At 47.0% G+C, this 21,360-nt stretch carries 13 protein-coding genes; 7 read left to right on the top strand and 6 right to left on the bottom strand.

The genetic code is table 11. The features are described from left to right. Window positions 1–102 precede the first annotated feature (102 nt). From uvrA to HPC38_RS07120, 7 genes are all read left to right on the top strand, one after another. Entirely contained in the window at window positions 103–2,940 is a 2,838-nt protein-coding gene (gene uvrA, locus HPC38_RS07150) for an excinuclease ABC subunit UvrA (RefSeq protein ID WP_208120595.1), read from the top strand. A 129-nt stretch (window positions 2,941–3,069) separates the two neighbouring features. Continuing rightward, window positions 3,070–4,119, top strand: a complete 1,050-nt coding sequence (locus HPC38_RS07145; RefSeq protein ID WP_208120594.1) for a rod shape-determining protein — start codon at window positions 3,070–3,072, stop codon at window positions 4,117–4,119. A gap of 41 nt (window positions 4,120–4,160) precedes the next feature. Continuing rightward, window positions 4,161–5,210, top strand: coding sequence for a rod shape-determining protein MreC (gene mreC, locus HPC38_RS07140; RefSeq protein ID WP_208120593.1), 1,050 nt, complete (start codon window positions 4,161–4,163; stop codon window positions 5,208–5,210). Continuing rightward, window positions 5,210–5,698, top strand: coding sequence for a rod shape-determining protein MreD (gene mreD / locus HPC38_RS07135; protein WP_208120592.1), 489 nt, complete (start codon window positions 5,210–5,212; stop codon window positions 5,696–5,698). Before mreC ends, mreD begins: the two co-directional genes overlap by 1 nt. A gap of 100 nt (window positions 5,699–5,798) precedes the next feature. Beyond that, the gene (locus HPC38_RS07130; protein ID WP_208120591.1) at window positions 5,799–6,872 is read left to right on the top strand and encodes a PhoH family protein; all 1,074 of its coding nucleotides are present in this window, start codon (window positions 5,799–5,801) and stop codon (window positions 6,870–6,872) included. Continuing rightward, window positions 6,859–7,314, top strand: coding sequence for an rRNA maturation RNase YbeY (ybeY, locus tag HPC38_RS07125; protein WP_208120590.1), 456 nt, complete (start codon window positions 6,859–6,861; stop codon window positions 7,312–7,314). The genes HPC38_RS07130 and ybeY overlap by 14 nt, the downstream gene beginning before the upstream one ends. Beyond that, window positions 7,311–9,179, top strand: a complete 1,869-nt coding sequence (locus tag HPC38_RS07120) for a GNAT family N-acetyltransferase (protein WP_208120589.1) — start codon at window positions 7,311–7,313, stop codon at window positions 9,177–9,179. Before ybeY ends, HPC38_RS07120 begins: the two co-directional genes overlap by 4 nt. A gap of 42 nt (window positions 9,180–9,221) precedes the next feature. On the opposite strand, the gene HPC38_RS07115 is transcribed toward HPC38_RS07120, so the two are convergent. The 6 genes from HPC38_RS07115 to HPC38_RS07090 form a co-directional block, all read right to left on the bottom strand. Further along, the gene (locus tag HPC38_RS07115) at window positions 9,222–10,538 is read right to left on the bottom strand and encodes an anaerobic C4-dicarboxylate transporter (RefSeq protein WP_208120588.1); all 1,317 of its coding nucleotides are present in this window, start codon (window positions 10,536–10,538) and stop codon (window positions 9,222–9,224) included. 200 nt (window positions 10,539–10,738) lie between these two features. Next, complete coding sequence (locus tag HPC38_RS07110) at window positions 10,739–12,286, bottom strand: carbon-nitrogen hydrolase family protein (RefSeq protein WP_208120587.1); 1,548 nt, start codon at window positions 12,284–12,286, stop codon at window positions 10,739–10,741. A gap of 146 nt (window positions 12,287–12,432) precedes the next feature. After that, the gene (locus HPC38_RS07105; RefSeq protein ID WP_208120586.1) at window positions 12,433–15,543 is read right to left on the bottom strand and encodes a type III restriction-modification system endonuclease; all 3,111 of its coding nucleotides are present in this window, start codon (window positions 15,541–15,543) and stop codon (window positions 12,433–12,435) included. A gap of 10 nt (window positions 15,544–15,553) precedes the next feature. After that, the gene (locus HPC38_RS07100; RefSeq protein ID WP_208120585.1) at window positions 15,554–17,401 is read right to left on the bottom strand and encodes a site-specific DNA-methyltransferase; all 1,848 of its coding nucleotides are present in this window, start codon (window positions 17,399–17,401) and stop codon (window positions 15,554–15,556) included. Continuing rightward, window positions 17,401–18,060, bottom strand: a complete 660-nt coding sequence (locus HPC38_RS07095; protein ID WP_208120584.1) for a DUF4391 domain-containing protein — start codon at window positions 18,058–18,060, stop codon at window positions 17,401–17,403. The genes HPC38_RS07100 and HPC38_RS07095 overlap by 1 nt, the downstream gene beginning before the upstream one ends. After that, a complete protein-coding gene (locus tag HPC38_RS07090; protein WP_208120583.1) occupies window positions 18,057–21,308 on the bottom strand; it encodes a helicase-related protein in 3,252 nt (1,083 codons plus the stop codon). The genes HPC38_RS07095 and HPC38_RS07090 overlap by 4 nt, the downstream gene beginning before the upstream one ends. Window positions 21,309–21,360 lie beyond the last annotated feature (52 nt).

Below are 21,360 nucleotides of genomic sequence, written 5' to 3'. Positions count from 1 at the left end.
TTGGAAAAAAATCATCAAATTTCAAATAAAAAATACTGGATGTTTACACAGTTTTGGGGATTTGCGATAATCGTTCCAATTTTACATTAAAGAGTAGTCATCATGGATAACATTGAGATTCGTGGCGCTCGCACGCACAATCTAAAAAATATTGATCTCACCATTCCGCGCGATAAATTGGTGGTTATTACGGGGCTTTCTGGCTCGGGCAAATCGTCGTTGGCATTTGATACACTTTATGCTGAGGGGCAGCGGCGCTATGTGGAGTCGCTGTCGGCCTATGCGCGCCAATTTTTGTCGTTGATGGAAAAGCCTGATGTGGATCATATTGAAGGGCTGTCGCCGGCAATCTCAATTGAGCAGAAATCCACCTCGCACAATCCGCGTTCCACTGTGGGCACCATTACTGAAATTTATGATTATTTACGCTTGCTGTTTGCGCGCATCGGCGAGCCGCGTTGCCCAACGCATGATGTGCCTTTGGCGGCACAAACCATTAGCCAAATGGTGGATAAAGTGCTGGCTTTGCCAGAAGGCAGCAAAATGATGCTGCTTGCGCCAGTTGTGAAAGAACGCAAAGGCGAGCACGTTAAATTGCTTGAAAATATTGCCACACAAGGGTTTATTCGTGCGCGTATTGATGGCGAAGTGTGCGATCTCTCCGACCCACCAACCTTAGAATTACAGAAAAAGCACACCATTGAGGTGGTGATTGATCGGTTCAAAGTGCGGTCAGACATCGCCACACGCTTGGCAGAATCGTTTGAAACCGCACTTGAGCTTTCAGGTGGTACGGTGGTGGTGGCGCCAATGGATAAGCAAGCGGAAATAGAAGAGCTGCTGTTTTCCTCCAACTTTGCCTGTCCACATTGTGGCTATTCCATTGCGGAACTGGAGCCGCGCCTGTTCTCGTTTAATAATCCTGCGGGGGCGTGCCCAAGCTGTGATGGGCTGGGCGTGCAGCAATATTTTGATGAAAAGCATGTGGTGCAAAATCCCTCTATTTCGTTGACCAATGGTGCGATCAAAGGATGGGATAAACGCAATTTTTATTACTACCAAATGCTGACTTCGCTGGCGAAACACTATCAATTCGACATCAATCAGCCCTTTGAGAAATTACCGAAAAAAGTACAAGACATCGTTCTACATGGCTCTGGCAGTGAAAAAATCGATTTTCATTATGCTAACGACCGTGGTGATATTGTGGTGCGCAAGCATCCCTTTGAAGGTATTTTAAACAATATGGCGCGCCGTTATAAAGAAACCGAATCCACCGCGGTGCGTGAAGAGTTGGCGAAGCTCATCAGTAATCGCCCATGCCGTGATTGTGGTGGTTCACGCCTGCGCACCGAAGCGCGCCATGTGTTTATTAACAATTTCAATTTGCCTGATGTGGCTGAGCGTAGTATTGGCAGTGCGTTAGCATTTTTTGAAGGGCTGAAACTCCAAGGGCAGCGCGCTCAAATTGCAGAAAAAATTCTTAAAGAGATCAAAGAGCGGTTATCATTTTTAGTCAACGTTGGGCTAAATTATTTATCGCTTTCGCGCTCGGCTGAAACCTTGTCGGGTGGCGAAGCACAGCGGATCCGCTTGGCCAGCCAAATTGGCGCGGGCTTGGTGGGCGTGATGTATGTGCTTGATGAGCCGTCGATTGGCTTGCATCAGCGCGACAACGAACGCTTGCTGAAAACGTTGACCCACCTGCGCGATCTCGGCAACACCGTGATTGTGGTGGAGCACGATGAAGACGCCATCATGGCCGCCGATTATATTATTGATATTGGCCCTGGTGCAGGTGTACACGGTGGCAATGTGGTGGCGCAAGGTACGGCAAAGCAACTGATGAAAAATGTCGCCTCGCTAACTGGGCGTTATTTGGCGGGTAAAGAGAAAATTGAGATTCCAACAGCGCGCACCCCTGTGGATAAAAAACGCTGGCTTACACTCAAAGGTGCACGCGGCAATAATCTTAAAAATGTCAACCTTGACATTCCTGTGGGCTTATTTACTTGCATTACGGGCGTGTCAGGCTCAGGTAAATCAACACTGATTAACGACACCTTGTTCCCGCTGGCACAAAATGCCCTCAACCGCGCAGAAAACACCCATGTGGCGCCGTATGACAGCATTGATGGCTTAGGCTTTTTTGACAAGGTGATCGACATTGATCAAAGCCCGATTGGGCGCACACCACGTTCTAATCCAGCCACCTATACAGGGCTTTTTACCCCGATTCGTGAACTCTTTGCAGGCGTGCCAGAATCTCGCGCGCGTGGCTATACGCCAGGGCGATTTAGTTTTAACGTGCGCGGTGGTCGCTGTGAGGCTTGTCAGGGAGATGGCGTGATCAAAGTGGAAATGCACTTCTTACCCGATGTGTATGTGCCGTGCGATCAGTGTAAAGGCAAACGCTACAACCGTGAGACCCTTGAGGTGCGGTATAAAGGCAAAACCATTCACCAAATTTTGGAAATGACGGTGGAAGAGGCGTGCGAATTTTTTGATGCGATTCCTGCCATTAAACGCAAGCTGCAAACCTTGATGGACGTTGGCTTGTCCTACATTCGCTTAGGGCAGTCATCTACAACACTCTCGGGCGGTGAGGCGCAACGCGTTAAGCTGGCCACTGAGCTTTCCAAACGCGATACGGGCAAAACGCTCTATATTCTGGATGAACCAACTACGGGGCTGCATTTTGCTGATATCAAACAGTTATTGAGCGTGTTGCACCGCTTGCGTGATCAGGGCAATACGGTGGTTGTGATTGAGCATAATTTAGATGTGATCAAAACAGCAGACTGGATTGTCGATCTCGGCCCCGAAGGCGGTGATGGCGGCGGTGAGATCATTGCAACAGGCACGCCAGAACAGTTGTGCAAAAATGAAAAATCGCATACGGCACGCTTTTTAGCACCAATGCTGAATAAGGCAAAATAAAAGTGCGGTTTTAACACAAACAATCTGTGTCTTTTTGCAATTTAAAGTTGAGCAAGGGCGCAGATTTTGATACATTGAGCGCAATTTCTGCCAAACACAATTAACTCTCAAATTCAAATCGGAATGACTATGTTTAAAAAAATTCGTGGGCTCTTTTCTAATGATCTTTCGATCGATTTAGGAACAGCAAACACCCTCATTTATGTTAAAGGTCAAGGCATTGTCCTTGATGAACCCTCCGTTGTCGCTATTCGTCAAGATCGTGTTGGCTCACTTAAATCGATCGCCGCCGTTGGGCGTGATGCCAAAATGATGCTCGGCCGTACTCCAAAAAGCATTGCGGCTATCCGCCCGATGAAAGATGGCGTGATCGCAGACTTCTTCGTAACAGAAAAAATGTTGCAATATTTTATCAAGCAAGTACACCGTAACAATTTTATGCGCCCAAGCCCGCGTGTGCTCGTGTGTGTGCCAGCAGGTGCCACTCAGGTAGAACGCCGTGCGATCAAGGAATCAGCTATCGGTGCTGGTGCGCGTGAGGTGTATTTGATTGAAGAGCCAATGGCGGCGGCTATTGGCGCAAAATTGCCCGTTTCTTCTGCCACAGGGTCTATGGTGATCGACATCGGTGGCGGTACCACTGAAGTGGCGGTGATTTCATTGAATGGTGTGGTGTATTCTTCTTCTGTGCGCATTGGTGGCGACCGCTTCGATGAGGCGATTATTGCTTATGTGCGTCGTACCTTTGGCTCTTCCATTGGTGAGGCCACAGCTGAGCGCATCAAACACGAAATCGGCACCGCCTTTATCGAGGAAGGTGATGAAATTAAAGAAATTGAAGTTCACGGTCACAACTTGGCAGAAGGCGCACCGCGCAGCTTTAAACTCACCTCTAAAGATGTTCTGGAAGCTATCCAACAACCGCTTAGTGGCATTGTAACGGCAGTGCGTACCGCACTTGAGTCTTGCCCACCTGAATTGGCCGCCGATATTTTCGAGCGCGGCATGGTGCTTACAGGCGGTGGTGCGTTGATGCCAAACATCGACATTTTACTTTCGCGTGAGTCTGGTGTGCCTGTGATTATTGCAGAAGATCCGTTAACCTGTGTGGCACGTGGCGGTGGTGAAGCACTTTCGATGATCGACACCCATGGTGGCGACATCTTCAGTGATGATTAATGCCTGCCAATAGGGCGAGTGGCTCGCCCTAGGACATGCCAATGAAACCCATTTTTTCCAAAGCACCGCCATTAGGCATTCGCTTGATTTTGGCGATTGTAGCGTCTGTTTTGCTGATGATCGGCGATGGGCGTAGCAGTGCGATGATTCAGCTGCGTAGCTTGATGGAAACATCCATCAGTGGCTTGTTTTATTTCGCCAATATGCCACGCACGGTGCTTGATGGTGTGTCTGATAACTTTGTGGATGCCTCCAAACTGCAAATCGAAAACAAAGTGCTTAAGCAGCAGCTGAGCGAAAAAAATGCCGATCTTTTGTTGCTTGACCAACTCAAAGTTGAAAATCAACGCCTGCGTTTACTGCTCAACTCGCCACTGCGTTACGACGAATACAAAAAAATTGCAGAAGTGCTGACAGCAGAAACCGACATCTATCGCCAGCAGGTGGTGATTAATCAAGGCAGTAAAGACGGCGTGTTTGTTGGGCAACCGATTATTGATGAAAAAGGCGTGGTCGGGCAGGTGATTTCGGTTGGGGCAACCAGCAGCCGTGTCTTATTAATTTCCGATGTGACGCATTCCATTCCTCTGCAAGTGTTGCGCAATGATGTGCGCGTGATTGCCAGTGGCACAGGGCGCAGCGATGAGTTACAGCTTGATAACGTCGCACGCTCGGTGGATATCATCAAAGGGGATTTGTTGGTAACCTCTGGTCTTGGTGGGCGATTTCCTGAAGGGTATCCCGTTGCGATTGTTGATAGTGTATCGCGCGATAAACAAAATTATTTTGCTACCATTACCGCTCGCCCATTAGCTTCACTGGAGCGTTTACGCTATTTATTGCTGCTTTGGCCTGTCAACGATGAATTGCATCGCGCCCATTCACTTTCACCAGAAGATGTACGCAACGCCGTGCGTCAGCGCTTGTCAGCCAAACCGAATGATTATCTCAACCCAAAACGCGGGCAAAATGTGAAAGAGAAAGTGGAGCTTGACGAAGCAGCAGATGAGGCAGATAAACACAATCAAGATCTTGACCCAGCGGATGCCAATCAGCAGCAACAAGACGCTCTGCGGGAGGACAACCCATAATGCGCGGCAGTTGGATTTTACAAACCTTGATTTTAGCCACCACTTTCGTGGTCGCCTTGATTATGGAAATCACGCCGTGGTCGGCGGATTTTCAAGGCTTTCGCCCTGCGTGGCTGGTAATGGTACTATTTTATTGGGTGATGGCGTTGCCTAACCGCGTCAGTATTGGTTGGGCGTTTGTGGTTGGATTAGTTTGGGATCTCAGCCTTGGCTCGATCATGGGCGTGCATGCGCTGACATTGTCGATTTTCACCTACATTATTGCCTCAAATTATCTTGTGCTGCGCAATCTTTCGCTGTGGCTACAAAGCGTGATTGCGGTGTTATCCGTGATTGTGATCGATATTGCCATCTTTTTGCTTGAGTTGTTTATGCACAGCGCTCGCTTTAACCCACAAGAGCTAGTTGGTGCCGTACTCAGCGGCATTCTGTGGCCGTGGGTGTTCCTACTCTTGCGCGCCTTGCGCCGCAAATTCCAAATGCGTTAATGCCAACCGCACTTTCTCTTTCCTCAGCCTTGCAATCCAAAGTGCGGTTTTTTCTTAGCCCTAAACGCGTTATACTAGGGTAAATTTAAGAGAGGTTATTTTGAGCGATATTTCCCAAACAACATTTACACTCGCGCCGCAAGACAATGCGCGTTTGCAATCCCTTTGTGGGCCATTTGATGCCCATTTAAAACACATTGAAGAGCACTTTGCCGTGCGCGTGGCACGCTTTGATTTCACTTTTACACTCAAAGCACAAAGCCCTGCGCAAAATGCCATCCTAAGTGCGGTCGAAAATTTGATCAAACAGCTGTATGTTGATACAGCCCCCGTGAAAGGCAAAGTGAAAGAGCTGGATATGGAAGACATTCACCTTGCCATCCAAGAAAGCCGTATTTTGTTACAAAATGCACAAGCCTCGCGCGAGAGCGCACCTAAAGTGTATGCCACAACGATCAAAACAAAACGTGGTGTGATAAAACCGCGTGGCGACAATCAAATCAATTACTTGCATAACATTTTGCGCCATGACATCGCTTTTGGCATTGGTCCAGCGGGTACGGGTAAAACGTATCTTGCAGTGGCAGCGGCGGTTGAAGCGCTCGAAAGGCAAGATGTGCGCCGCATCTTACTCACTCGGCCTGCTGTTGAGGCAGGCGAAAAACTGGGTTTTTTACCTGGTGATTTAGGCGCGAAGATTGAGCCATACTTGCGCCCATTGTATGATGCGCTGTTTGAAATGCTCGGCTTTGAAAAAGTGGAAAAATTGATGGAGCGCAAAGTAATTGAGATTGCTCCTTTGGCGTATATGCGAGGGCGCACGCTCAATGATGCCTTTATCATTTTGGACGAAAGCCAAAACACCACTATCGAGCAGATGAAAATGTTCCTCACTCGCATTGGCTTTAACTCTAAAGCGGTGATCACCGGCGATGTCACACAGGTGGATTTGCCGCGTGGGCAAAAATCGGGCCTGCGCCATGCGATGGAGGTGCTAAGCGAGGTGCCTGAGCTGAGTTTTAATTATTTTGATAGCCATGATGTGGTGCGTCATCCTGTGGTGGCAAAAGTCGTGCAGGCGTACGAAGTGTGGGAGCGTGCTGACGAACAACGTCGCTTAGAGGCGGCTGAAGCGCGCCGTAGAGAACGTGAGATGCAAGATGATCGAAATTGATTTGCAAATTGCCTGCCAAGATGAGGCTGGCCTGCCAACGGCTGAGCAGATTGAAACCTGGGCGGAAAGTGCAGTGCGCCAATCAGGCCTTGAAATGACCGTGCGCATTGTTGATGAAGCAGAGAGCCAAATGCTTAACCGCACTTATCGTGGCAAAGATTACCCCACCAATGTGCTGTCCTTCCCATTTGAATGCCCGCCTGAAGTGGCGTTGCCGCTACTGGGGGATTTGGTGATTTGTCGCCAAGTCGTTGAGCGCGAGGCCAAAGAGCAGGGCAAAACCGCACTTTCACACTGGGCGCATATGGTGGTGCATGGCTGTTTGCATTTGCAAGGTTATGATCATCTCACCGACAGTGAGGCAGAAGAGATGGAAAGCCTAGAGCGTGAGATTATGGCGCGCCTAGGCTTTGACGACCCGTATCGCGCGGAGCGCGAATGAGCCACCAGCGCGGCTGCGTACTCGCCTTTGGCGATGAAGTCGCGCTAATCGCTGCGCGAGAGCGTATTTTGGCACAAAACCACTCATGCGTATATTGTGCAGCTCAATTAGATAGCCCTCTTCCTCCCCACAGCCAATTTTACGCCTTCAAACATAGCCGCAATGCCCTTGGGCAAACCTTTAATTGCGCACTGCTGGATTGCAGCCACAACGGCAAGCTCCATTTCCACCTCGAAAGTTTAGCCATCGTTGCCGCATGTATCAAAGCAGGTGGCTGTTTGTACATCTTATTACCCGATTATGCCGCACTTGAATCGCTGCCTGATGGCGACAGCCAGCGTTGGAACAACCAAAACACGATCGCCACACCGCACTTTATGGCTTTTTTCAAAGCATTGGTGGCGCAATTTGGCTGGCCAGTGGTGGATTTAAACGCAGGGCAGCCGCTGCCCATTTATACCGCAGTAGATTACCCACCACCGCAAGACGCCATTGCCGCTCAACAGGCCATTTGCACCAACGTGTTGACACAACAACCGCGTACAACCTTGATCACCGCTCACCGTGGGCGCGGTAAATCGGCCTTGCTGGGGCAATTGGTGCGCGCATTGGCAGGCGATGTGGTTGTCACGGCGGCGAATAAAAGTGCGGTCACAACGTTGCGCCAATTTGCTCAGTGTGAACCGCACTTTGTCGCACCTGATGCGTTGTTGGCACAGTTTGCACAAGGGCGGCCTGCACCAAAGTGGCTGGTGATTGATGAAGCGGCGATGTTGCCTCTTAGCGTGGTGGCATCCTTGCTCGCGCATGCGCAACATAGCATATTGGCGACCACCATTGACGGTTATGAAGGCACAGGGCAGGGCTTTGTGCAAAAATGGCTGCAAGATCACCCCCACGCTTATCATGTGCAACTGCACACGCCTTTGCGCTGGGCTGAAAATGATAGGCTTGAGCAGTGGGTTAATGCGCTGATTGGTATCTCACCATGCAGCGCACCAAGCGTGGCAGATGAGGGTATTTCGCACGTTGCGCGTGTGGCGGACAAACTAGCGTGCTATCAACTCTTGCGCCAAGCTCATTATCGCACCACGCCGCTGGATTTGCGCCGTATGCTTGACGCCAGCGGGCAGCTGCTTTATCAACACACTCACGCCACGCGCTGCATCGCCGCATTGTGGGCGGTGGGCGAGGGTGGTTTGCCGAGCGCGTTAAGTACAGCCATTTATCGTGGAGAGCGCCAGCCACCAGGTAATTTGGTGGCACAATTATTATGCTTTCAAGCGGGATTAAAAGCTGCGGCAACACTTAACAGTATTCGCATCTCGCGTATTGCGGTGGCGCAAGCGTATCGTCGCCATGGCCATGCTAAGGCGCTGATTGAGTATCTCATCAGCCAACATCGTGCTGATTTCTATTCTGTCAGCTTTGGTTACACGCCAGAGCTTGCACAATTTTGGCAAAAGTGCGGTTTTGAGATTGTACATATTACGCCGTTTAAAGAGGCGAGTAGTGGATTGTTCAGTGCGGTGGCACTGCTCGCCATCAGCCCAGCAGGGCGCGAGTTGCTTACCCAAGCCAAAGTGCGGTTTGCGCGCGATTTCCCGCTAAGCGAGCATCCGCTGTGTTCAGCATTTCCTCACGCCTGTGATTTCACCTTGCAGGCATCAGATTATCAAGCACTGTATGATTTTGCCCACACCAACCGCACTTTGCACGCCACGTTACCCGCGCTCAAGCGCTTTTTACACAACCAGCCCAACGTCGATCTCAGCCACGCACTTGATGAGGTGCGTGGAGCACAGGTTAATCAAAAAGTGTTGTTGAAAGCATTCAAAGTGCGGTTGAAAGAGTATTTGGCATAAAAAATCACGAGCCGTAGCCCGTGATTTTATACTGTGAGATGATTACAGGAATAAGTTGGCGAAGATAAAGCCAAATACCAAGCTAAATACCATGCTCAATAAACCTGGAATCATAAAGCTGTGGTTGAAAATAAAGCGCCCAATTCTGGTTGTGCCTGTAGTGTCGAAGTCAATGGAGGCGATGATCGGGCCATAGTTTGGAATGAAGAAATAACCATTAACCGCAACGAAAGTGGCAATGATTACATGTGCAGGCAAGCCGAGGGTGAGCGCAACTGGCACTAACACCACAGTGGTGGCGCCTTGGCTGTTGACCATCACAGACAACGCGAACAACGCGAGCGCAAATGTCCAAGGCGCAGCTTGAACCAATCCTTGAACAGCTTCAATGATTTCGGGTTTGTGTGCAGCAACCAATGTATCACCTAACCATGCGATACCGAAAATGGCAATAATTGCACGCATACCGGCGTGGAATACTGAGCCTTGAGTGATTTCATTGCCGTCTGGTTTACAGGTTAAGATAATTAACGCACCGATGGTAAGCATCACAATTTCAATGGTGTGCGCCATGCCCATCGGTTGACCATCAAAGTGCGGTCGAATGCTAGGGAAGGCACCCATAATAACGACTAACAAAGCGCCGAACAAGAACAACGCCACAGAACGCACGGCAGTTGGGGTAACTTGCATACTTTCGATATCGGTGGTGCTGGTCGCGTTGTGTTTTTGGTAGTTCGGGTCTTTGAGCAGGCGTTGGTAGTTTTCATCTTCGCTAAGCTCTTTCCCCATTTTGTTCACAAACACACAAGCCAGTGCAATGCCCAGCACGGTGGCAGGGATGGTGACCATCAACACATCGGTCAGTTTAATACCTTGTGGCTCAAGGAATTTCACAATCGTTACCACAGCAGCAGCAATTGGACTGGCGACAATCGCAAACTGAGAAGCAATAACCGCCATTGACAGTGGGCGCTCTGGGCGGATGCCGTTGTGGCGACTTACCTCTGCAATAACAGGCAGTACGGAGTAGGCCACATGACCAGTCCCCGCTAAAAAGGTGAAAACATACGTTACCACTGGGGCAACAAAAGTGATGTGTTTAGGATTCTTATGCAAAATTTTAGTGGCAATTTTAATCATATAGTTCAAACCACCTGCTGCTTGCATTGCAGCTGCAGCAGAAACCACTGCCATAATCATAAACATAACATCAATTGGTGGGCTACCTGGTTTTAAATCAAACACAAAGGCAAGCACAGCGAGCCCCATTCCCCCCATCACACCAAGACCGATCCCGCCAATGCGTGCACCGATCAAGATACATAGTAATACTATTGCAAATTGAATCAGAAACATAATTGCTCCGTTGAAAATAGACGAATGTTGAGCCAGATGTGGCCAACGGTTATGAATACCCTAAAATTGTGCTTGCGATAAGCGCGCCTATTTTAGCAATTTGTGCGCCAAAAATAGAGCGGAAAATGCGTAAAAAGGCGGTTTAAATCAAAATAAAGCCGAAAAAAGGGGCCGAAGCCCCTTGAAAATGAAAAGTGCGGTTATTTTGCGCTGTTGCGCGGTTTTTTCTTGCGCAATTCGTACACATCTTTACGACGGTCTTTGAGATTGCGCACGCTACCAAATTGGTGCAGCTCACGCAAATCGTCAATATTGACATCAGCAATCAGCACCATTTCGGTGTTTGGTGTGGCTTCGCTTTTGATCCCATTGGTTGGGAAGGCGAAATCACACGGCGTGAAAATCATCGATTGTGCGTATTGAATGTCCATATTGTGCACGTTCGGCAAGTTGCCTACGGAACCTGCAATCGCCACAAAACATTCATTTTCAATGGCACGCGCTTGGGCGCAATAACGCACGCGTGAGAAACCGTTTTGGGTATCGGTCAAAAAAGGTACGAACAAAATATCCATGCCATCGTCGGCTAAAATTCGGCTTAATTCTGGGAACTCGGAATCATAACAGATCAAAATCCCGATTTTGCCGCAATCGGTGTCAAAGGATTTGATTTGGCTGCCGCCAACCATCCCCCACACGCGCTCTTCATCAGGCGTGACGTGAATTTTTTCGTAGCGGTCTTGTGTACCGTCACGTTTACACAAATAGCCCACGTTGTACAAACTGCCATCGCGCAGCTCAGGCATGGAGCCAGTAATGATATTGATGTTATAAGAAATCGCCAGCTCCGCGAATTTATCAACAATCGGCTGGGTGTATTTCGCCAATTTACGGATCGCCTCAGGCTCTGACAAATGGTTATATTTTGCCATCAGCGGCGCGTTGAAAAATTCAGGGAATAGAGCAAAGTCACACTGATAATCGGAGACTGCGTCAATAAAATATTCTGCTTGTTGCATCAGTTCGTCGACATTTTTATACGAGCGCATTTGCCACTGAATCAGCCCCAAACGGATGTCTTTTTTGTTGGTTGTTGCCTCATCCGTGGGTTTTTCATAATAAATATTGTCCCAACGTAGCAACACCGCATAATCATTGGAACCCGCATCACCAGGGAGATAACGACGCAAAATTTTACGCGGGTGGAAGTCATTGGCAAGCTGGAAATTAAACACTGGGTCGTGAATTTCTTTCATCCGCACTTTTTCGATGTACTGCTTCGGTGTCAGCTCGTCGCTGTATTTGTGATAATTCGGAATCCGCCCACCAAAGGTGATCCCTTTCAAATTGAGTTTTTCACACAACTCTTTGCGGTAGTCATACAAACGGCGGCCTAGGCGCAAGCCACGGAACTCAGGGCGCACAAAAATATCAATGCCATAGAGCATGTCGCCGTCATTGTCATGGGAATCAAAGGTTTCATTTGCCGTAATTTGATTATAAGTGTGGTTGTCATCGTATTTTTGATAATCCACAATAATGGACAGCGCGCAGCCCGCTAAATCCCCATTCACCTTAATAATGGCTTGCCCTTCAGGGAATTTTTCAATCAATGCCTCGATTTGATCTTCTCTCCAGTAGGCATCTTCCAGCGTGGCGTAGGATTCAATCATCGCTTGCTTGAGCTGTGGATAATCTTCCATGGTCAGATACGTCAACTCAATATTTTCAATTTCTTGGTAGTTCATTGATTCTCCTATTATTCAACGACAAAGTGCGGTCAAACCGCACTTTTCAAAGAGGTGGCATATATTTATTGCCTGTGAGAAATAATTAATTTGTTAAAATTATTCTACAGTTTATGGCTTTAAATTGCAAATTGGTGGCTTTTTCATCATTTCATCACCTTCTCCAACAACGACTGATAACTGTCCACCACATCATAAATCACGTTGCCATGACTAATCGCTTTGAAATGCTCTCTGGCGCAGTGGATTTTGGCGTCTTCAATTAAGCGCAGTTGCATGGAATCCATCGAGCCTTTGGTTTCTGCCACAAAATAGATGTGCTTGATATTGTCTTCATAAAACGCGATGGCCCAGTCGGGGTTGTATTTGCCCACGGGGGTGGAGATGTAAAAGCTATTGGGCAGTTTCACATACACGGCAACATCGCCGCTGGCTTCTAATTCGTTGGCAAAGCCGCGCTCGTTGGCGGAATCGTAGAACAGATGATCGTAGAGATGCTTGTTGGTTTTCATCGCATTGACATCTAGCTTGCCTTTTTGCGATTGTATTTTCGGGTCGGTGAAAATATTGGCGTCGTAGCGTTCATCGAGCACATTGTAGGTGATGTGCTCCACAATCGCGGTGGCTTTTTCCGCGTTGATAAGCGCGGCGGTTTTGATGATAAACGCCTCAGGGTTGGCTTGAAACTGCGCGAATTTCTCCGCTTTGATGCCTTGCAGAATGCGGATCACCGCCTTGCGCGTGAGCCCTGTTTCTGCCACCACTTTGCCGATTAAATCGTATTTCACCGTGGCGCTGACTTGCGCCTGTGCGCGATGAATTTTGGGTGCCTTCTTCACAAACGCCGTGCCGCTTGCCAGCGCGTCTTTCGATTCGATCTGCGTCATCTCGCCGCTTTCCACGTTGAAATACACCTTCGGCACATCAAGATGCGTATTAATGGCAGCGATAGCTTTTGCCACCAACTCATCGCTGTCAAAATCCACCACATACGCCGATTTGGCGTTGATCTGCCGCCACAGCGCTTTAAACTCTGGCATGGCGAGTTTGTCTTTATCAATGGTCAGCTTAACATCATTGTCGCGCGCATTTTCAGGTAGCATCGCGCTTGGGTTATACACCGAATCGATAATGGCGATAATAGTGGAGGCGGCGTGGGTGACTTCTTCAGCAATTTTCACTTCACCATTGGCTTTGGCTTCGTGATATTTCTCTGTGATTGCTCCTTTTTTATCGATATAGCCGTTGGCATACAAATCTAAGAAAATGGCTTGTGCACTTTCTGCATCAATTACTTGCTTATTACCTTGCGCGTCTTCAATGACCTTGTCCACAAACAAGGCTTGCGTAACCGCACGCGGTCTGTCAGCAATCGCTTCTGCCATTTCGCTTTGCAGCCCTTTGGCAAAACTGTCGTAGCTTTCGCTGGCAATCACGGTGAGCACATTCACCTGATGCACGTCTTCGCCTAGCACATTCGTGTCCATGCGCTCACCTTGTTGGTTAACGCATAAGCGCAACCCGCGCCCGACTTCTTGCCGTTTGCGCACTTCACTACTGCTTTGCTTGAGTGTGCAGATTTGGAATACGTTCGGATTATCCCAACCTTCCCGCAAGGCAGAATGCGAGAAAATAAAGCGCACCGGCGATTTACTCGGGTTTCTGTCAAGCAGCAGCTCTTTGTTTTTCATAATTAAATCGTAAGCATCCACATCGTCGGCGGAGGTTTCATTTCTTCTCACCCTGCTATCAACCAGCTTGCCTTTTTTATCAATGGAAAAATAGCCCGCATGGGTTTGATTTGCGCTGATCGCATCCAGATATTGGCGATAGGCATCTGACCCGAGTTCATGTTGAAACTGCTGAACAATATCCTGATATTCCTGCTCAAATAGCTCGGCATAGCGTCCGTTTTGCGCATTGCCTGCTTCATCGTATTGCTTGTATTTCGCCACTTCATCAATAAAAAACAGCGATAAGACTTTAATCCCTTGCGCAAACAGCGCCTGTTCTCTTTCCAGATGCGAGAGAATCGTTTCGCGGATTTGAATACGGCGTAAATCGTCTTCTTCCACTTGCCCGATCACTTCGCCGGCATGTAGCTTCACGCCGTTGACAAACTCAATCGAATGATTGCGCCCGTCAATCCGCGCGACGACAAAACGGTCTTTGTATTCTTCGAGATAGTTCGATTGATCATAAAGGTTATCGCCTTGCTGCACCGTGCGGGTGATTTTGCGCAGGACTGTTTTGCCTTTGCAGTCAAACTGAAGCGTTGCCGTGGGTGCGGATTTGGAAAGATTGATTTTTTCTAAATACACATAACTATTCGTGGCAGTGCTGCCTGATTGGCTGATGCCTTTGACCGCAATTTTTTTCACTAAGTGCTTATTGTAGGCTTCCATCGCATCGAGGCGATACACCAGATTATAAAGGCTGTCTGCCTTGTGCGTGGCAGAATAGCGTAGCGTCATCAATGGCTTGAATTCTCTTAGCTGCTCTTTGGTTTTTTTACCCTCCACCGATTGCGGTTCATCAATAATCACAATCGGATTGGTTTTGGCAATGACGTCAATCGGGCGACGTGAGCGAAACTCATCGAGCTTCATATAAATCCGCCGTGCATCTTTGCCATTGGCATTAAACGCCTGCGAGTTGATAATCATCACATGAATAGCACTATCGGAGGCAAAGCGGTCGATTTCCGTCAGGCGCTTGGAATCATAGATAAAAAAGCGGATTTTTTTGCCGTATTCTTCGGCAAAATGGTCTTGCGTAATAGCAAATGTTTTATACACGCCTTCACGAATGGCAATGCTTGGCACGACCACGATAAACTTGCTCCAGCCATAATGCTTGTTCAATTCATACATGGTTTTAATGTAGGTGTAGGTTTTGCCTACGCCCGTTTCCATCTCAATGGTGAGGTTAAACTTACCTTCGAGCTTTTCAGACGGCATCAGATGATGGGCTTTTTGCGTGCGTTGAATATTGGCTAAAATCGCCGCATCGCTAAGAGCAGGCACAAGCGGCTGATTGCGCCAGCCTGTATGTTGAACAGTATCAAGTGCGGTTTGATCACCATCCATCCCTTCAAATTGCAATTGTTCTCCATTTCCTTTGGTTAGGGCTCGCTTAAGATCAATACCTGGATCAACACGATAACTCAGCGTGCGATACGGCTGTCCGGCAAACGCATCCACTACCGTCTGCGCCGCATCCGCTTGGAATGGTTGATGTTTAAATTGAAGTTTCATCGCCGCCCCCTTAAATCACTTTCACACGGGTATTGGGTGCATAACATTTAAAAATCTCGCCCACATTGATTTTGGCAGGACTGCTCTCAAAACCACTATCACGGAACACGGCGCGTAACGGCTGAAGTTTGGCAATCGCTTTTACCACGCTTTCTGACACATTATCATCAAAGCAGGCGATTAAATCGCCGTCGTTGTAATTATGCACGGTGTAACCTTCTATCTCTTCGGCACGATACGGCATGGACAACGGCAAACCCCAATCAATCAGGCAGCCAAACAGCAAATCCAAAGCAGTGCGGTCGGGCTTAATATTGGATTCCATTTGCACCAATAACTTTTGATCGTATGCTTCAGGGTGATAAAACACATCTTCCATATTGGAATCCGCGACTTTCAACACACGAAAACCGCCATCAAACGGTTTGTCAGGATGGTCTTCAGCAATCTTTTTCGCCGCACGTCGGATGCGCTCTTTGCCGATTTCACAAATATTTTCAAAGCCTGCTTTATACGCCTCTGAACTCGGGTCAGTTTTTTCAGGTAATTGCACCATAATAAATTGGCGATTACCGCCGTCTTCAGCGTTCAGTTGCATCACGGCGTGGGCGGTAGTGGCGCTGCCTGAAAAGAAATCGAGGATGATGCCGTCTGAATCGGTTGCGATAGATGCAAGGTGCGAAACTAAATTGATCGGTTTGGGGTAACTGAACACCATTCCATCAAAAAGACTTTTTATATCATCATTGCCGCTTTCGGTTCTTCCATAAACCGCATCAATTAATAGGCTTTTAGGGGTTACGCCATTTGGTCTGTAATATTTTGTGTATACCTTGCCATTTTTAAAAACCAGTTGATCAAAATCAGCTAAAACTTTTTTCTGACTCCATCTCCAACATGACTGTTTTCCTTTAATAACTCTAGGTAAATAAACATTTCCTTCATTATCTTTTATTTCAAAAACTAGCGAATCACTAAATCTAATTGAAGATTTATCAAGCGTAACCAATCCATAGCTTCCGTTCTCATCAGTAAAAGGATACAAGCTATCATCGAGTTGATGTTTTTTGTCCAAATTTAATTTCAGAATGTTTAAATTTTTAGTGTATGCAATGATATATTCATGCTCAATAACAACATGGTTTGAATCATTGCCACCGCCTTGCTTTTTCTTCCAAACCATCTGCGCCACAAAATTCCCCGCTCCAAACACCTCATCACATATCTTTTTCAAATTCGCCTGTTCATTGTCATCAATCGAAATAAAAATCACGCCATCATCGCTGAGCAAGTGGCGTGCAAGCATCAGCCGTGAGTAAATCATCGAGCACCAATCAGAATGAAAGCGTCCGTTGGTTTCGGTGTTTTTAAACAGGCGGTTGCCGTCGTCGTCAAACTCGCCGTTTTCGTCGGCATAGTCGGCGGCGGTCATTTTGAAATCATCGTTGTAGATAAAATCGTTGCCGGTGTTATACGGCGGGTCGATATAAATCATTTTCACTTTGCCCAGATAGCTTTCTTGCAAGAGCTTCAAGACTTCTAAATTATCGCCTTCAATATAGAGATTTTCGGTAGTGTCCCAGTTCACGCTTTCTTCAGGGCAGGGGCGCAGGGTTTTGCTAATCGGCTTGTTGGCTTCTACCATCGCGGCTTTTTTACCCACCCAAGTGAATTCATACGCTTCATCGCCGTCCAGCACTTCATCGGCAAGCATTTGTTTGAGCATCTCAAAGTTAATTGCTTTTTTCGGCTTGCCTTTGTTGTCCACGGTTTCGGTGATGCAGTTGGGGAAAAGTTCGGCGATTTGGTCGATATGTTGTGCGGTCATATCAGCGGATGCCATGCGCATTTTTTCCATTAGAGGTTCTCCAATTCTTGTTTGAGTTTTTTCAGTTCGGTATTAAGCAGCATTTGTTTGTTGAGCTGTTTTTCTTTGGCTATTTTACGTTGCAAGGCGGCGATGCGCTTTTGCAGTTTTTGCCGTTGTTCATCACATTCCACCGCGGCTTTAAGGCTGCCTGAAGGTTGCTTGCCGCTGAGTCGTTCGCCGGCGATTTGGCGGATAAAGTTTTCATAGGCACTTTTGATGTCTAAACCTTCTAACCGTAGCGATAGTTGTTCTTCTGCCAGCCACTGCGTATGGTAATAGCGATTGACTTTAAAAGCATGATTGCCCGCGGCGGCGGCTTCTTTATAACCAATCCATGCCTGATATTTCCCCTGATATTCCAGTAAAAAGATAATGTGATAGGGAATTTGTTTATCAATTTGCTTGAGCAATGCTTCATCAATGCTCGGTTGGTTGAGTAAGATTTCAAACACTTCAATCTCAATGACTTCATCACTTGGCGCAAGATTAGCTTTTGACGCATCAATTTTATTGCGCCAATAAATGGCTTTTATTTGCGCGACAAAGGCTTTTTTTACGGCAGAAGGAATATCTATTTTTTCGTAAAATTGTTGCTTAGGAATTCTTTTTCTTTTTTCAAATTCGGTGCTTTTGGGCAATTTGATCATGATGCTTCCTGAGACGTTTTCACCACTAAAAAACAAATGAGTTCAAAATCATCCAATCCGCTAATGTCGGATATGAGCGCTGAAGTTCCGCCTGCTGAAAACAGGCTGTCGATGTCGCTTTCTTCTTTGCGGCTGATAATGGAGCTGATGGCATCATCGAGTAATTGAGAAACTTTGCCCATGTTGCGCCCGTCGTCGGTTTCGCGGTTAAAAGCCTCGTAAAGTGCGGGAATTGGTGCTTTTTTACCGCGGCAAAGCAGGCGGATATGGTCAAGCAAGGCTTTGGGGTTGAGATAATCACACACCACGCTACCGTCGGCGGCGATATAGACCATGTAAAACGGGTGAATGCGGTTTTGTTTGTCGGCATTGACGCTATCGTTGATATTTTTCAGCACAAACACCACGCCTTGCGGGAGTTCCGTTGTAGCAGCCGTAACCGCGTGCATTCCTTTGGGTTTGTTATCCAAATCACCGTGCTGTTTGACGTATTCCAGCAGGTCAAGGCGAAATTCATTCAGTCCTAAATCCATAATGGAGATGCCGCCGGAGATGTCCTCCATATCCACCACTTCTTCTTGCAGGCGCTTGAGCTGTTGCTTGCGGTATTCTAAATCGCCTTTTTCTTCGGGGTTGATGAGGTTGTCATCACCGGTAGAAGTCATCACCGATATTTTCATGCGGGTTTCTACCCGTCCTTTGAGATTGATGTATTCATCCAAATCTAAATCCGGCCAGAAGTTGACCAGCTGAATTTCAGCATTTTGACTGCCGATGCGGTCAATACGTCCAAAGCGCTGAATAATGCGCACGGGGTTCCAGTGAATGTCGTAGTTGACCAGATAATCGCAGTCTTGCAGGTTTTGTCCTTCAGAAATACAGTCTGTGGCAATCAGCACGTCGATTTCAGTTTGGCTGTCGGGCATTAATAATGCTCTGTCTTTTGAAATTGGTGAGAAACAAGTGAGCACATTGTTAAGCGTTGCCCGAAAGCCTTTAATCGTGGTTTTGCCGTCGATGCTGCCGGTAATAAGTGCTGTATCCAAGCCGTAGCGTTTTTTGATAAAGGTGCTGACGTGTTCGTATAAATATTCTGCTGTGTCGGCAAAGGCGGAAAACACCAGCACTTTTTGGTTGCCCGCATTGATGGGATGCTCAATTTTTTGCGCCAGTAGTTTAAGAAGCGCTTGCAGTTTACTGTCGTGCTCCGGAGTGATGTCGTCTACCATAGCGGTTATCAGCTCTATGGTTTCAGCATCTGCTTGTAATTCAGTGCGCCATGAAGAGTAGTCCATATCAGCGAGATCAATTTTTACCTTTTTGCCGACGGTAAAGTAGTCGGTGTTGCTGTCATCCACATCCCATTCGTCATCTGCTGCGTCGTAACCTTCAATATTTGCGCGTCCGGATTGTTCAAAGTCATCAATCGCGGTAATGGTGTCGTCAATCAAGGCTTTGATTCTTTTTAGCGTAAGACGGAAGGAATTGACTGAGCTTTCCAAGCGTTTTAATAGATTGATGCTCATCAGTTGCCGCACACCTTTTTCACGCCCTGCTTGCGTGAGGTTTTCTTTGTTGGACGCAAGGTCGTTATATTTTTCTATTTTGCTCGGAAAGATATAATTCGACGGTGTGTAGATAGCAAGATTAAGCTGCATCAGTTGCTCGTAAATTTCGTTGTAATTAATCGCGGTATTTAAATCCGTCAGCGGTGGGCGCAATGACACAGGCTTTCTGCGTGCGGGGAATTGCCCGATGGCAGCGGTGTCGTAGTATTTTTCGATATGTTTTCTGGAACGCGCAATGGTCACGCTGTCGAGTAATTCAAAAAAATCAAAATCCAATGTTGTCAGTAGGGCTTCTGTTGTGCGCGCATCTGCTTCCAGCTTGCTCCAAGTGTTGAAGGCTCTTTGGGCTTGCTTGAAAATTTCTTCAATCGTTTTGCCGGTCTTGAGTTGGTGATTGATGTTTTCCGAATTGCCTTCATAGGCAAGGGCAAGTTGGTTTTTCAGGTCGATAAAGCGATTGTTCACCGGCGTGGCTGAGAGCATTAACACTTTGGTTTTGACGCCGGATTTGATGATTTTTTCCATCAGCTTGGTGTAGCGGTTTTCGTGGGTGTCTGCGTGCGTGCCGGTGCCGTTGCGAAAATTATGCGATTCATCAATCACCACTAAATCATAGTTGCCCCAATTTAAGCGCTCTAAATCCAGTCCGTTTGATTGTCCTTGTGCGCGTGATAAATCGGTGTGGAATAACACATCATAGTTAAGCCTGTCGGCTGCGATGGGATTATTCACATAATTATCTTTATAGGTATTCCAATTTTCTGCCAGCTTTTTCGGACACAATACCAGCACACTTTTATTTCTGTTTTCATAGTATTTCACCACAGCAAGTGCGGTAAAGGTTTTCCCCAAGCCGACGCTATCCGCCAAAATACAGCCGTTATAACGCTCCAGCTTATTGATGATGGCTAATACAGCATCTTTTTGAAAGTCATAAAGTAAGCTCCAAATTTTGCTGGTTTTAAAGCCGGTGGCTTCATTGGGCAATTCATCTTCTGAAAGGTCTTCCAGAAATTCATTAAAGATATGATACAAGGTCATGAAATAAATGAATTCCGGTGCATTTTCGTTGTATGCCGTGGTGATGTTTTCAATCACCGCTTCGGTAACATCTTGGAATTTTTGAGCATCATTCCATAATGTTTCAAATAGCTGCGTGTAAGGAAGCGATATAGCTGCTTCAAAACGGTTGATCATGTTACAAATATTATTACCGCGTTCACAGCCGATATCAGTGGTAGTGAAGCCATTGAATGGCATATAAGCGAGAGTATGCTGATGGCTTTCGATAGTCATGAAGCTGCTCATGTTTTCGCCTGTGATATTCGATTTAAACGTCGCTTTTTTTCTGATCCAATCCGCACATTCTTTGGCAACGGCTTTTTGCGTCATTTCATTTCTGAGTTTTATCTCGTATTCAGTGCCATAAAGGCTGTTTTCACGACTTAATCTGGGAATATAAAATTCCCGTTTTTGCTTTTGCGCTTTTTCGGTAATAAAAGTGGGAGAGGTAAAAATAAAACGGAACGCATCAACAGATTCCAGTTGCTTTTGTAATTCTTTATAAGCATACATAGAAAAACAGGCGGCAGTGACGGAAACTCTGCTGTCCGGTTGAATACTCAGCAAAAGATCATCGCGCACGATGTCAGTGATGTTGTTGAAGACTTTTGTTTCCATTTATTTCACCAATTTATAAGAACTGGGTTGATCTTAGAAATGAATCATAAGA

The sequence above is a fragment of the Spirabiliibacterium pneumoniae genome (assembly GCF_014884995.1).
Classification (GTDB): Bacteria; Pseudomonadota; Gammaproteobacteria; order Enterobacterales; family Pasteurellaceae; genus Spirabiliibacterium; species Spirabiliibacterium pneumoniae.
The sequence above is the reverse complement of the archived record's forward strand: the minus strand, read 5'-3'. Positions and strand labels throughout refer to the sequence as shown.